Here is a 13,579-nt window from a genome sequence, read left to right as displayed (position 1 = left end):
TATCGAATTAAAAAAAGAATAGTGGCCGCAGACTACGACCACGGAAATAGTGTAATAACCTTACCGCAACGCCTCAATTAGCGGTAGCGTTTTATCGGGCTATTTTGATCCTGTTCAGCGAGCCAGGCGAGCTTTTCGCCAATTTTGCCCTCAAGCCCCCGGTTTGTCGGGCGATAATAGCGCGTTTGCGCCATTTCCTGCGGGAAGTACTGCTCACCGGCGGCGTAGGCGTTAGGTTCGTCATGAGCGTAACGATACTCCTGCCCGTAGCCCATCTCTTTCATCAGCTTCGTCGGCGCATTGCGCAGATGCACCGGAACGTCATAGTCCGGACGGTCTCGCGCGTCGGCCAGCGCCGCTTTAAAGGCGGTGTAGACCGCATTGCTCTTCGGCGCGCAGGCCAGATAGACAATGGCCTGGGCAATCGCCCGCTCGCCTTCCGCCGGCCCGACGCGGGTAAAGCAGTCCCACGCCGAAATGGCCACCTGCATCGCCCGCGGGTCGGCGTTGCCGACGTCTTCCGAGGCAATCGCCAGACAACGGCGGGCAACGTACAGCGGATCGCCCCCGGCGGTGATGATCCGCGCGTACCAGTAGAGCGCCGCGTCCGGCGCGCTCCCGCGCACTGACTTATGCAGGGCGGAAATCAAATCGTAGAAACGGTCGCCTTTATTATCAAAGCGCGCGCTGCGCTCGCCGGCGATCTCGGTCAGCAGTTCCGCCTTCAGCACCCGCTTGCCCGCATCATCGCTCTCGGCCATATCGGCCATCATTTCCAGGGTATTCAGCGCCCGCCGCGCATCGCCGTTCACCAGTTCGGCGATGGCCCTGCGGGTCTCATCCGGCAAAACGATATCCTGGCCGCCGTAGCCGCGGGTTTTATCGTGCATCGCCTGGTCAAGCACCTGCTCGATATCGTTGGTGGTGAGCGATTTCAGTAAGTAGACGCGGGCGCGGGAGAGCAGCGCCGAGTTAAGCTCAAAGGAGGGATTTTCGGTGGTCGCGCCAATAAAGGTGATGGTGCCATCTTCAATATGCGGCAGAAAGGCATCCTGCTGGCTTTTATTGAAGCGATGCACTTCGTCAACAAACAGAATCGTTCGTCGGCCGGCGTTGCGATTCTGCCGCGCGCGCTCAATGGCCTCGCGGATCTCTTTCACCCCGGAGGTCACCGCCGAGATCCGTTCGACATCGGCGCTGGCATAGCGGGCGATCACTTCCGCCAGGGTAGTCTTGCCGGTGCCCGGCGGCCCCCAGAGGATCATCGAATGCAGGTGCCCGGCTTCGATCGCCCGCGGCAGGGGTTTGCCCGGCGCCAGCAGGTGCTGCTGGCCAATATACTGCGCTAAATTTTCTGGCCGCATGCGAGCGGCCAGAGGTTGAAACGCGTTGTCGGAAAAATCGAGCGACAGATTGCTCACTTTCGCCTCTACTTACGTTGATCGTCCACCGTCACCCCTTTCGGCGGCGTAAAGGTGAACTTAGATGCGTCGACGGCGCCGTTCTGCTGCGATTTCAGCTGATAGCTGCTGCGCTGATCATCCTGCTCGACGGCGCTGAACTGATGGATGGTGCCGTCCCGACCGACGTTGATCGTGAACTGCTTCAGGTTGCCGCTGCCGCTTTTCGGCGTCAGCACAAAATCATCGCCGTTTTGTTTGATATTGTACTGCTGCCAGTCGCTGGACTGGTTGCGGGCAATCAGCATAAACGGCGTGTTGCTGGTCGCGTCTTTCAGCCAGGTCGCCGTGGCCTGCTCGACGAACGGGTTATAGAACCACAGGGTTTTACCATCCGAAACGAGGACGCTCTCATCCGGCTGGGTCATATGCCAGTTAAACAGATTCGGGCGTTTTACCCACAGGTCGCCCTGTCCGTCCTGCACGGCGTTGCCGCTGCCGTCGGTGACTTTTTGCGTGAAGCTGGCATGGAAGCTGCTCACTTTATCAAGACGGCTTTTTAAGTCACTGGCCGCATCTGCCCAGACCTGGCTGACGACCATTCCAGACAGTAATGCACAGGTGATTGCGAGTTTTTTCATTGTTCTTCCTTAATGTGCGTCACTCCCGACGCGGGAGCCTCTTCTGCCCCTAATGTAGGACCGCCGACGGCGGCGGGACAGAAGAATTGGCTGATTTTGCGCTTATTTACCCAACTTTGCACTCATTCAAAGGGCGGCGGCGCCAGTACTTCGCGGTTACCGTTATGGCCCTGCTCGCTGACAATGCCCTGCGCTTCCATCTGTTCGATAATACGCGCGGCACGGTTATAGCCGATGCGGAACTGGCGCTGCACCCCGGAAATCGACGCTTTACGCTTCTCGGTCACAAAGCTGACCGCCTGATCGAACAGCGGATCCAGCTCTTCACCACCGTCGAAGCCACCGCCGCCGCCTTCGCTTTCGCTGTCGGAGGTAATGCCGTCTACATACTGCGGACGACCGCGGGCTTTCCAGTCCTGAACCACGGCGTGGACTTCCTGGTCGCGAACAAACGCCCCATGGACGCGCACCGGCGTGGTGGAGTTCGGCCCGGAGTAGAGCATGTCCCCCATCCCGAGCAGCGATTCCGCACCGCCCTGATCCAGAATGGTACGCGAGTCAATTTTGCTCGACACGGTAAAAGCGATGCGCGTCGGAATGTTGGCCTTAATCAGACCGGTAATGACATCCACCGACGGACGCTGCGTCGCCAGCACCAGGTGGATCCCCGCCGCACGCGCTTTCTGCGCCAGGCGAGCGATCAGCTCTTCCACCTTCTTACCGACGGTCATCATCAGGTCGGCGAATTCGTCCACCAGCACCACAATATACGGCAGCTTTTCCAGTACCGGGTGCACGGCGTCCATACTGTCGCCTGGCTTCCAGTACGGATCCGGGATCGGACGCCCCATGCGCGCCGCTTCTGCAATCTTCTCGTTATATCCCGCCAGGTTACGCACGCCCAGCGCCGACATCAGCTTGTAGCGACGCTCCATCTCGTTGACGCTCCAGCGCAGCGCATTGGCGGCGTCTTTCATGTCGGTAACCACTTCCGTCAGCAGGTGCGGAATTCCTTCGTAGACCGACAGCTCCAGCATTTTCGGGTCGATCATGATGAAACGCACATCTTCCGGCTGCGCCTTGTAGAGCATGCTGAGGATCATGGCGTTGACGCCGACCGACTTACCGGAACCGGTGGTACCGGCCACCAGCAGGTGCGGCATTTTCGCCAGATCGGCCACCACCGGATCGCCGGCGATGTCTTTACCCAGCACCACGGTCAGCGGCGACGGGTTATCACGGAACTTGCTGTTGTCGAGCACTTCACGCAGGTAGACGGTCTGGCGCTTTTTATTCGGCAGCTCAAGCCCGACATACGGTTTACCCGGGATCACCTCCACCACGCGCACGGCGACCGTGGACAGCGAACGCGCCAGATCCCGTGACAGGTTAGAGATTCGCGCCGCTTTGACGCCAGGCGCCAGATTCAGTTCGAAGCGGGTGATCACCGGCCCCGGCGAGTAGTTCACCACATCCGCTTTAATGCGGAAATCGGCGAGTCGCGCTTCCACCAGTCGTGCCATCTGCTCGAGAGCAAAGGTATCCACCGGCTCGACTTCACTGGGCGGCGGCGTAAGCAGATCCAGCGACGGCAGCGGCGTCGTCGGCTTTTGCAGCGGTCGACTATCGCCATTGCGCATCAGCAGCGGGTGGATCAGGCTCTCCTGCGGCGCAGGCGCGGCAGGCTGATGCCCCTGCGGGGTAACCGGTTGGTGCTGCGGCACGGACTGCGGCGCAGTCTGGTAAGGCTGCGGCGGCACTGGCTGATGATGTACCGGCTGGTGCTGCGCAGGTTGATAACCCTGCTGCGGAGCGGCGGCCGGTTGTTGATAGTGCTGGGCTGGCTGCTGCGGCTGTACTTCCGGTGTCGGCGTAAACAGCGGCTCGCTCGGCCCCTCATTGACCAGAGTTTTCATCGGCGAGAATTCGTAATCCGCCGGCGAGAACGGATTGGCGCCCGGCGGCTGCTCGGAGGCGTAGCGCTGCTGCTGGGTGGCGGCAAACTGGCGCGCCAGCTCCGCTTCCGCCGCAGCGTCGGCATCATCGTCATCAGTCGCGTTATCGTCTTCCCAGCGATGGCCATAACGCTGCTGTTGAGTGGCGGCGAACTGGCGAGCCAGTTCATCCTGCTCCATAGCATCCGCTTCCTCATCCGAGAGTAGCCCATCATCATAATGGGGGTCGCGCTCTGCCTGCCGCGCGCGCTGTTCTGCTTCACGCTGCGACGGTAGCTTGATGCCGTAGGAGGCCAGTTCCCGACGCGTCGGGACGCGAACGCGATTAGGCCGCGGTAGTTTTGGACCAATGCCCTCTTTCACCTGTACCCGCGGTCCGCTGGAGGCCGGGCTGAACAATGGCGCCGTCGCTGCGGACGCGGCGGTCGCCGTCGTCGCGGCCGCTGAGCCGCCGCTGGCAGCCGTTGCCTGATGCACCCCGGCCGCCACCGCAGAAACCACGGTTGACTCCACGGGCGGTTTGGACGGGGCGGCTGGCGGCGTCAGCGGTTTGGTGGCGATCGGGCTTTCCGGCTCCGGAATAGGCTGATACCAGGAAGCCAGCAGCTCGCGTTCGCGCGCCCGCTTCTCTTCCACTTCCTCGAAGTAATAGAGCGGCGGACGTTTCACTTCTTCCTGCACGACCTCAGGCTCTGGCTGCGCGGCAGGTACCGGCGCGGGCTCAGGCTGATACGCCTGCGGCGCGGGCTGGCCGGCATGCGGATCGTAACTCGGCTGCTGATAAGGCGCAGTCTCGGGTTGATACCCCTGCGGCGCGGGCTGGCCGGCATACGGATCGTAAACCGGCTGCTGATACTGTGCAGGCTCGGGTTGATATCCCTGCGGCGCGGGCTGTTGCCCGGCATATGGATCGTAAACCGGCTGCTGGTGCGGCGCATGCTCGGGTTGATACCCCTGCGGCGCGGGCTGACCGGCATGCGGATCGTAAACCGGCTGCTGATACTGTGCAGGCTCGGATTGATACCCCTGCGGCGCAGGCTGTTGCCCGGCATATGGATCGTAAACCGGCTGCTGATACTGTGCAGGCTCTGGTTGATACCCCTGCGGCGCAGGCTGTTGTCCGGCATATGGATCGTAAACCGGCTGCTGGTGCGGCGCATGCTCGGGTTGATACCCCTGCGGCGCAGGCTGTTGTCCGGCATGCGGATCGTAAACCGGCTGTTGATACTGCGCCGGCTCTGGCTGATACGCCTGCGGCGCGGGTTGCCCCGCTGGCGGCTGATAAGCAGCCTGCTGGAACGGGGCGGGTTCAGGCTGGTAGGCCTGCTGCGGCGGATAGCTGGCTTCTGGCTGATAAGCCGGCGCAGCGCCCTGATGGCCCGCCGTCGACTCGCCCCACGCCTGCGGCGCGGCAGTGGCCGCCGCCGCTGCGCCCACCGGCTCAGCGATACTGTGGCCGTTCAGCAACGGATCGTAAGGGTCGAAATCGCCCGGGCGCGCGGCGCTGGCGCCGGAAAATAGCACATCATTCTCTGCGGGACGCGCGGCGCTGGCGCCGGAAAACAGTACATCGTCGGCGGCGACAGGCGCACCGCTGGCGCTGTACTGCACGGCCTCTTCCCCGTCGTCCATCCGTTTGCCGGAGAAAAGCGCCGCGTCGGTTTTACGCCCCATAGGGTTGGTAAACTTCTCGGCCAGACGTTTACGCCGCGCCAGCGCGCTGCGCAAGATACGGGCCCGACGCGATTCCTGGGGGGTTGCCGCCTCTTCGTCGTCGTACTCTTCATCGTCGTCTTCGTATTCGCCTTCATCGACCCAGGTATCATCCCGACGGGTGCGGTTGCTGGCAAAGGTGAGTACGGACAGGATGCCGCCGCCCAGTTTTTCCGCAATGCTGACCCACGACCAGCCGGTAAACAGCGTCAGGCCGGCCGCCCAGATGCACAACAGAGCGATGGTGCCGCCGCTGCTGTGCAGCAGCGGTTGCAGGGTGGTGCTCAGCAGGCTGCCAATCACCCCGCCAGAGGCGAAGTACCAGATATCATCGGCGTTAATCGCCGCCAGACCGCAGGAGGTCAGGATCAGGGCTAACGCACCGATGAGACGCAGAGAAACGGCGAAATAATCAATGTATTCGTCGTTTTCCTGATGCCGCCAGGCAAACCAGCATCCGCCGATGATGATCACCGGGATGGTATAGGCCATGACGCCAAAAATGAAAAACAGGGTATCGGCAAGCCACGCGCCGGGGGCGCCGCCTAAATTATGAATAGGCTCATGCCATGCCGTTTGCGACCAGCTTGGGTCCGAGGGGTTAAAGCTCAGTAATGCCGCCATCAGCCAGATGGCGAAGAGGGAGCAAAGGATGAGCATCGCCTCAAGGAGTCGGCGCCCGCTGCTGAGTTTGGTAAGTTTGACTTCTTTGTCTTCGGTGTATTCCTGGCTCAAGAAAGGCTCTCCAGGTATCAGGCTGTTTCCTGCCTGCTGCTAAAACGGACAACAGCGCCGGGTCTCCCCGGCACTGTTGCTGTATGGATTAACAGGAGTGTAATCAAACTACGTCGAGTTTGCACCTGTTCCGTGTTAGCGCGTCTTAATAACCAGGCGATTACTTTGCTTGACTTCTTCCATTACCACATAGGTACGGGTGTCGTTAACGCCCGGCAGGCGCAGCAAGGTCTCGCCCAGTAATTTACGATACGCTGACATATCCGGTACACGGGTTTTCAACAGATAGTCGAAATCACCGGAAACCAGATGACACTCTTGAATTTCTTCAAGTTTTTGCACTGCGGCGTTAAATTGCTCAAACACATCCGGTGCGCCACGATTCAGAGTAATCTCAACAAATACCAGAAGTGATGCATCCAGATAATGCGGGTTGAGCAGCGCCGTATAGCCCTGAATAAAACCCTGTCTTTCAAGACGACGCACACGCTCAAGGCAAGGCGTCGGAGAAAGTCCCACCCGTTTAGAAAGCTCGACGTTAGAAATTCGCCCATCTTTTTGCAATTCATTCAGGATGTTACGATCAATGCGGTCGAGATCTTTGCCAGGGCGCTTCTTGCTATCTACCATTATTATTGTCTCTCTGTATTCCTTCCCTACTCCTGTTCCGGCTCTGTGCCTTCACTGCCAGAGCCCATCCTGTTATTACCCGTACGACATTAGGTAACCCAGGGGTACGTGAGAAGCCCGTTGCCTGACGGCAGTCACCGATATCACGCATGGCGTCTGTCCACACCATGCGTAGATTTCGTTAACCCGGATAAAAATGGCATTTGCGTGCATGAAAATTCGCCGCACGCCAAATACTGCTTTTCTTCTTCCTTGAATGTTTTCGCAAAAGCACAGGGGATTGTCAAAGCAAAACATCGATTTTTAGTACAAGATGCCAGATATTCATCATCCACCCTGGTTGATTCTCATTTTTTCGTCTTATAATTGTCCCGCCAACAGTAGAAATAGTTATATTCCTTGCCGGGAAAATCGCCAATTCATCGGCCGCTTCTATTGCACACATCGTTAACAAAATCGCTGCGCTCTTTTTTTACGACAACAAATTCCCTACAATCCCAGCCCAATGTATGCCAATTATTATGGGGATCTCATGGGCACAGCCAAACACAGTAAACTGCTTATTCTTGGTTCTGGACCTGCGGGATACACCGCGGCGGTCTATGCCGCGCGCGCCAACCTGCAGCCGGTGCTGATCACCGGGATGGAAAAAGGCGGTCAGCTGACCACCACGACGGAAGTGGAAAACTGGCCAGGCGATCCGAACGATTTGACCGGTCCGCTGCTGATGGAGCGCATGCACGAGCATGCCGCGAAATTTGAAACCGAGATTATTTTCGACCATATCAGCCGCGTCGACCTGCAAAACCGGCCGTTCCGTCTGACCGGCGACAGCGGCGAATACACCTGTGACGCGCTGATTATCGCCACCGGCGCTTCAGCCCGTTACCTGGGTCTGCCTTCCGAAGAAGCCTTCAAGGGCCGCGGCGTTTCCGCGTGCGCCACCTGTGACGGATTCTTCTATCGCAACCAGAAAGTGGCGGTAATCGGCGGCGGCAACACCGCGGTTGAAGAGGCCCTGTATCTGTCGAACATCGCCTCTGAGGTACATCTGATCCACCGTCGCGATTCCTTCCGTGCGGAAAAAATCCTCATCAAACGCCTGATGGACAAAGTGGCAAGCGGCAACATCGTGCTGCATACCGATCGCACCCTCGAAGAGGTGACCGGCGACCAGATGGGCGTTAGCGGCCTGCGTCTGCGCGATACCAAAAACAGCGACAACGTCGAGTCCCTGGAAGTAGCCGGTCTGTTTGTCGCCATCGGCCACAGCCCGAACACCGCCATCTTTGAAGGTCAGCTGGAGCTGGAGAACGGCTACATCAAAGTGCAGTCCGGTATCCACGGCAATGCGACCCAGACCAGCATCCCGGGCGTGTTTGCCGCCGGCGATGTCATGGACCATATTTATCGTCAGGCTATCACCTCCGCCGGCACCGGCTGCATGGCGGCGCTGGACGCTGAACGTTACCTCGACGGTCTGGCTGACGCGTGCAAATAATCTTTACAAGTCAGTAACAAAGGTAAAGAAGGCGACGAAAAGTCGCCTTTATTTTTGCCGCGATGTAACATTGCCGTGCCCAATATTCCCATAACGACACCTGCTAAGCGCGCAATGAATAAAACCCGTCAACAAGAGTTAACCCGCTGGTTAAAACAGCAAAGCATTATCTCCCGTCGCTGGTTGATGATTTCCCGCCTCCTCGGCGTGGCGAGCGGTCTGCTGATCGTGGCGCAGGCCTGGTTCCTGGCGCGGATCCTGCACCGGATGGTGATGGAGAATATTCCTGCGACCGCCCTGCTGCTGCCGCTGACCCTGCTGGTGCTGACCTTTGTGCTGCGCGCCTGGGTGGTCTGGCTGCGTGAACGGGTCGGCTTTCAGGCCGGACAGCATATTCGCTATGAAATTCGCCGCCAGGTGCTCGACCGTCTCCAGCAGGCGGGCCCGGCGTGGATCCAGGGTAAACCGGCCGGCAGTTGGGCGACGCTTATCCTCGAGCAGATCGACGATATGCATGACTATTATGCCCGCTACCTGCCGCAGATGACGCTGGCGGCCTGCGTGCCGCTGCTGATCGTTATCACTATTTTCCCGATCAACTGGGCCGCCGCGCTGATCCTCCTCGGCACCGCGCCGCTGATCCCCCTGTTTATGGCCCTGGTTGGGATGGGCGCCGCCGATGCCAACCGGCGTAACTTCCAGGCGCTGGCCCGCCTCAGCGGCCACTTCCTCGACCGTCTGCGCGGCATGGAAACCTTGCGTATTTTTCACCGTGGTCAGGCCGAAACGGATAATATTCGCGACGCCTCGCAGGACTTTCGCCAACGCACCATGGAAGTCCTGCGCCTGGCGTTCCTCTCCTCCGGAGTACTGGAGTTTTTCACCTCGCTCTCCATTGCGCTGGTAGCGGTTTATTTCGGCTTCTCATACCTGGGCGAGCTTAACTTCGGCCACTATGGCGCAGGCGTCACGCTGATGGCGGGTTTCCTGACGCTGATCCTCGCCCCGGAGTTTTTCCAGCCATTACGCGACCTGGGCACTTTCTACCATGCCAAAGCCCAGGCCGTCGGCGCTGCGGACAGTCTGAAAACGTTTATGGAAACCCCGCTGACCCAGGTGGAGCGTGGCGAAAAAACCTTAAATGATAACGATCTGATTGGCGTGGAAGCGCGCGATCTGCTGATTAAATCTCCCGACGGGAAAGTCCTCGCCGGGCCGCTGAATTTTTCACTGCCTGCAGGCGCGCGGGTGGTGCTGGTGGGGCAGAGCGGCTCAGGGAAAAGTTCCCTGCTGAACACCCTGCTCGGCTTTTTGCCCTATGAAGGTTCGCTGAAGGTCAACGGCGTGGAGCTGCGCGAGCTGGACGCCGATCGCTGGCGTCCCCTGTTAAGCTGGGTGGGGCAGAATCCCCAGCTTCCTGCCGCCACGCTGCGGGAAAATGTGCTGCTGGCGTGGCCGGAAGCCAGCGATGCCCAGCTTCGGCTGGCGCTGGACAAGGCCTGGGTGAGCGAGTTTATCGCTCTGCTGCCGGATGGGATCCATACCGCCGTGGGCGATCAGGCGGGCCGTCTGTCGGTCGGCCAGGCGCAGCGTATCGCGGTCGCCCGCGCGCTGTTGGTGCCGTGCCGCCTGCTGCTGCTGGATGAACCCGCCGCCAGCCTCGACGCCCATAGCGAACAACGGGTCATGCAGGCATTGACCCACGCCTCCACCCAGCAAACCACGCTGCTGGTTACCCATCAGCTTGAGGGACTGGCGGACTGGGATGCCGTCTGGGTGATGCAGGACGGACAGATTATCGAACAAGGCGACTACGCCACGCTGGCCCGCGCCGGCGGGGTCTTCTCGGCGCTGTTGGCCCATCGTCAGGAGGAGATTTAAATGCGCGCGCTCTTACCCTATCTGGCACTGTATAAACGCCACAAATGGATGCTGCTGCTCGGCATCGTACTGGCTATTGTGACCCTGCTGGCCAGTATCGGCCTGCTGACGCTCTCCGGCTGGTTTCTCTCCGCCTCTGCGGTGGTGGGCGTCGCCGGGATCTACAGTTTTAACTATATGCTGCCCGCCGCGGGCGTACGCGGCGCAGCGATTATCCGTACCGCCGGACGCTATTTCGAGCGTCTGGTCAGCCACGATGCCACCTTCCGCGTGCTGCAGCACCTGCGCGTCTTCACCTTCAGCAAACTGCTCCCCCTCTCTCCGGCGGGGCTGGCGCGCTTTCGCCAGGGTGAACTGCTCAACCGCGTAGTCGCCGACGTCGACACCCTGGATCATCTCTACCTGCGGGTCATTTCGCCGCTGGTCGGCGCGCTGGTGGTGATTGTGGTGGTGACCTGCGGATTAAGCCTGCTCGACGTTACCCTCGCGCTGACGCTCGGCGGCATCATGCTGGTGACCCTGCTGGTTATGCCGCCGCTGTTCTATCGCGCCGGTAAACCGGCCGGAGAGAGTATGACCCAACTGCGCGGCCAGTATCGGCAACAGCTTACCGCCTGGCTGCAGGGCCAGGCGGAGCTGATGGTGTTTAACGCCAGCGACCGCTATCGCGTGCAAATGGAAAAAACCGAGCTCAGCTGGCAGGACGCGCAGCGTCGCCAGGCCGAGCTGACCGCGCTTTCACAGGCGCTAATGCTGTTAATCGGCGGAATCGCCGTGGTGGCCATGCTCTGGCTGGCCTCAGACGGCGTCGGCGGCAACAGTCAGCCCGGGGCGCTGATCGCCCTGTTCGTCTTCTGCGCCCTGGCGGCTTTCGAAGCCCTGGCGCCCGTCACCGGCGCTTTCCAGCATTTAGGTCAGGTGATCGCCTCCGCGCTGCGGATCTCGCAGATCACTGACCAGCAGCCGGAAGTCTCCTTCGTTGAGGGCGAGGCCAGCAGGCCTGCGCAGGTGGCCTTAACCTTCAGGCAGGTCACCTTCCGCTACCCGCAGCAGCCCTCCCTCGCCCTGGAGAACATCTCCCTGCAGATTGCCGCCGGGGAACATATCGCTATTCTTGGCCGAACCGGCTGCGGAAAGTCGACGCTTTTGCAGTTGCTCACCCGCGCATGGGATCCGGCGCAGGGAGAGATATTGCTCAACGACCAGCCGCTGTCCGGGCTGAGCGAAGCCACCCTGCGGCAGTCAATGAGCGTGGTGCCGCAGCGCGTGCATCTGTTCAGCGCCACCCTGCGCGACAACCTGCGGCTGGCGGCGCCTGAGGCTGATGACACTCTGCTCTGCGCCACCCTTGAGAAGGTAGGCCTGGAAAAACTGCTGGAAGATGGCGGACTCAACGGCTGGCTGGGCGAAGGCGGACGCCAGCTTTCCGGCGGCGAACTGCGCCGGCTGGCCATCGCCCGCGCGCTGCTCCACGATGCGCCGCTGATGCTGCTGGATGAACCGACAGAAGGTCTGGATGCCGCCACCGAAAGCCAGATCCTGCATCTGCTGGCGGAAGTCATGCGCGAGAAAACCGTGCTGATGGTCACCCACCGCCTGCGAGGCCTGGCGCGTTTTAATCAGATAATAGTCATGGACAACGGCCAGATAATTGAGCAAGGTAGTCACGCGGAGCTGCTCGCTAAACAGGGCCGGTACTTCCAGTTTAAACAGCGTCTGTAGGCTATTATCTAATTTTTGCTGATGCGTATTGAGGTTAAAATGCGTCTGGTTCAGCTCTCCCGGCATTCTATCGCCTTCCCTTCTCCGGAAGGCGCCCTGCGTGAACCTAACGGCCTGCTGGCGCTCGGCGGCGATCTAAGCCCCGCGCGTCTGCTGATGGCCTATCAGCGTGGTATTTTTCCCTGGTTTTCCCCCGGCGACCCGATCCTCTGGTGGTCGCCCGATCCCCGGGCAGTGCTTTGGCCGGAACAGTTCCATCTCAGCCGCAGCATGAAGCGCTTTCATCAGCGCTCCCCCTACCGCGTCACGCTCAATCATGCCTTTGGCGCGGTGATTGAGGGCTGCGCCAGCGATCGTGACGAAGGCACCTGGATAACCAGCAGCATCGTTCGCGCCTATCACCAGCTGCATGAGCTGGGCCATGCCCACTCCATTGAAGTCTGGCAGGAGAATACCCTGGTGGGGGGAATGTACGGCGTGGCGCAGGGGGCATTGTTTTGCGGCGAGTCGATGTTCAGCCGGGCGGAAAATGCCTCTAAAACCGCGCTGCTGGTATTTTGCCAGGACTTTGCGCAGAGCGGCGGTAAATTAATTGACTGTCAGGTGCTGAACAACCACACCGCGTCATTAGGCGCAGTGGATATTCCCCGCCGCGATTATCTGGACTATCTCTCGGTATTACGCGGCTACCGTCTACCCGAGCGATTTTGGGTACCACGGGTGCTATTTCCGGGCGGATAATAAAATGTTTTCAGCACATTTTGCGTCAGGATGGTATAATTGCGCGGTAGAGTAGCTTCTGCCTGTTGCCCCGCCGCCGTTTGGGAATAATAAGAGTCAGATAACGCCCATCGTTCTGTCACTCCCCTTTACGTTTGCGCCTGTCACGCGGCATGGCCGTGTGTGTCCCGGGCAATGCGCCAAAACTACTTCGGCGATTCATACCCGTCATATTTCCATTGCCGGCGTGCTGACTGCGCGCCTTGCGGTAAGGTGAATGATTCAGGGTAGACACGTAAAACTTTACTTACATGATGAACTTCGGCATTATCTTGCCGGTTCAAAACTACGGTAGTGATACCCCAGAGGACTAGATGGCCAAAGAAGACAATATTGAAATGCAGGGCACCGTACTTGAAACGTTGCCTAACACTATGTTCCGCGTAGAACTGGAAAACGGTCACGTGGTAACCGCGCATATCTCCGGTAAAATGCGTAAAAACTACATCCGCATTCTGACGGGCGACAAAGTGACTGTTGAGCTGACCCCGTACGACCTGAGCAAAGGCCGCATTGTCTTCCGTAGTCGCTGATTGTTTTCGCCACTAAGGCGTCAGATGCTGAAGGCCGGGATAATTCCCGGTCTTTTCATTTCTCCCGCCAGCCAGCAAAAAAAAACCG

General features: G+C 59.6%; 9 protein-coding genes. 5 read left to right on the top strand and 4 right to left on the bottom strand.

Annotation, left to right across the window (positions count from 1 at the left end):
* Nucleotides 1-77: 77 nt before the first annotated feature.
* The 4 genes from rarA to lrp all read right to left on the bottom strand — a co-directional run bounded on the left by rarA (nucleotide 78) and on the right by lrp (nucleotide 7,074).
* Complete coding sequence (gene rarA, locus MKR05_RS19965) at nucleotides 78-1,421, bottom strand: replication-associated recombination protein RarA (protein ID WP_238875046.1); 1,344 nt, start codon at nucleotides 1,419-1,421, stop codon at nucleotides 78-80.
* Between the two features lie 8 nt (nucleotides 1,422-1,429).
* Entirely contained in the window at nucleotides 1,430-2,041 is a 612-nt protein-coding gene (lolA, locus tag MKR05_RS19960) for an outer membrane lipoprotein chaperone LolA (RefSeq protein WP_004201368.1), read from the bottom strand.
* 122 nt (nucleotides 2,042-2,163) lie between these two features.
* The gene (gene ftsK, locus MKR05_RS19955; RefSeq protein ID WP_044521909.1) at nucleotides 2,164-6,444 is read right to left on the bottom strand and encodes a DNA translocase FtsK; all 4,281 of its coding nucleotides are present in this window, start codon (nucleotides 6,442-6,444) and stop codon (nucleotides 2,164-2,166) included.
* 135 nt (nucleotides 6,445-6,579) lie between these two features.
* Nucleotides 6,580-7,074: a leucine-responsive transcriptional regulator Lrp gene (gene lrp / locus MKR05_RS19950; RefSeq protein ID WP_000228469.1), complete on the bottom strand. Its 495-nt coding sequence runs from the start codon at nucleotides 7,072-7,074 to the stop codon at nucleotides 6,580-6,582.
* A gap of 532 nt (nucleotides 7,075-7,606) precedes the next feature.
* On the opposite strand from lrp, the gene trxB reads away from it, so the two are divergent.
* The 5 genes from trxB (at nucleotide 7,607) to infA (ending at nucleotide 13,491) form a co-directional block, all read left to right on the top strand.
* Nucleotides 7,607-8,575 (top strand): thioredoxin-disulfide reductase, encoded by a 969-nt coding sequence (gene trxB, locus MKR05_RS19945; RefSeq protein WP_002898019.1) that lies wholly within the window; start codon nucleotides 7,607-7,609, stop codon nucleotides 8,573-8,575.
* 114 nt (nucleotides 8,576-8,689) lie between these two features.
* Nucleotides 8,690-10,456: a heme ABC transporter permease/ATP-binding protein CydD gene (gene cydD, locus MKR05_RS19940; protein ID WP_072421955.1), complete on the top strand. Its 1,767-nt coding sequence runs from the start codon at nucleotides 8,690-8,692 to the stop codon at nucleotides 10,454-10,456.
* Complete coding sequence (cydC, locus tag MKR05_RS19935; protein ID WP_238875048.1) at nucleotides 10,457-12,178, top strand: heme ABC transporter ATP-binding protein/permease CydC; 1,722 nt, start codon at nucleotides 10,457-10,459, stop codon at nucleotides 12,176-12,178.
* 39 nt (nucleotides 12,179-12,217) lie between these two features.
* The gene (gene aat / locus MKR05_RS19930; protein WP_049014702.1) at nucleotides 12,218-12,919 is read left to right on the top strand and encodes a leucyl/phenylalanyl-tRNA--protein transferase; all 702 of its coding nucleotides are present in this window, start codon (nucleotides 12,218-12,220) and stop codon (nucleotides 12,917-12,919) included.
* 353 nt (nucleotides 12,920-13,272) lie between these two features.
* Nucleotides 13,273-13,491 carry a translation initiation factor IF-1 gene (gene infA, locus MKR05_RS19925; protein WP_001040187.1) on the top strand — a complete coding sequence of 73 codons (219 nt, stop codon included), beginning with the start codon at nucleotides 13,273-13,275 and terminating at the stop codon, nucleotides 13,489-13,491.
* Nucleotides 13,492-13,579 lie beyond the last annotated feature (88 nt).

The organism is Klebsiella sp. K5-204 (genome assembly GCF_030128585.1).
GTDB lineage: Bacteria > Pseudomonadota > Gammaproteobacteria > Enterobacterales > Enterobacteriaceae > Klebsiella > Klebsiella quasipneumoniae.
This window is presented reverse-complemented; position numbering and strand designations above follow the sequence as displayed.

Coding starts and splice junctions, on each gene's coding strand:
- lolA (WP_004201368.1), bottom strand. CDS start 2,041: ATGAAAAAACTCGCAATCACCTGTGCATTACTGTCTGGAATGGTCGTC.
- lrp (WP_000228469.1), bottom strand. CDS start 7,074: ATGGTAGATAGCAAGAAGCGCCCTGGCAAAGATCTCGACCGCATTGAT.
- trxB (WP_002898019.1), top strand. CDS start 7,607: ATGGGCACAGCCAAACACAGTAAACTGCTTATTCTTGGTTCTGGACCT.
- cydD (WP_072421955.1), top strand. CDS start 8,690: ATGAATAAAACCCGTCAACAAGAGTTAACCCGCTGGTTAAAACAGCAA.
- cydC (WP_238875048.1), top strand. CDS start 10,457: ATGCGCGCGCTCTTACCCTATCTGGCACTGTATAAACGCCACAAATGG.
- aat (WP_049014702.1), top strand. CDS start 12,218: ATGCGTCTGGTTCAGCTCTCCCGGCATTCTATCGCCTTCCCTTCTCCG.
- infA (WP_001040187.1), top strand. CDS start 13,273: ATGGCCAAAGAAGACAATATTGAAATGCAGGGCACCGTACTTGAAACG.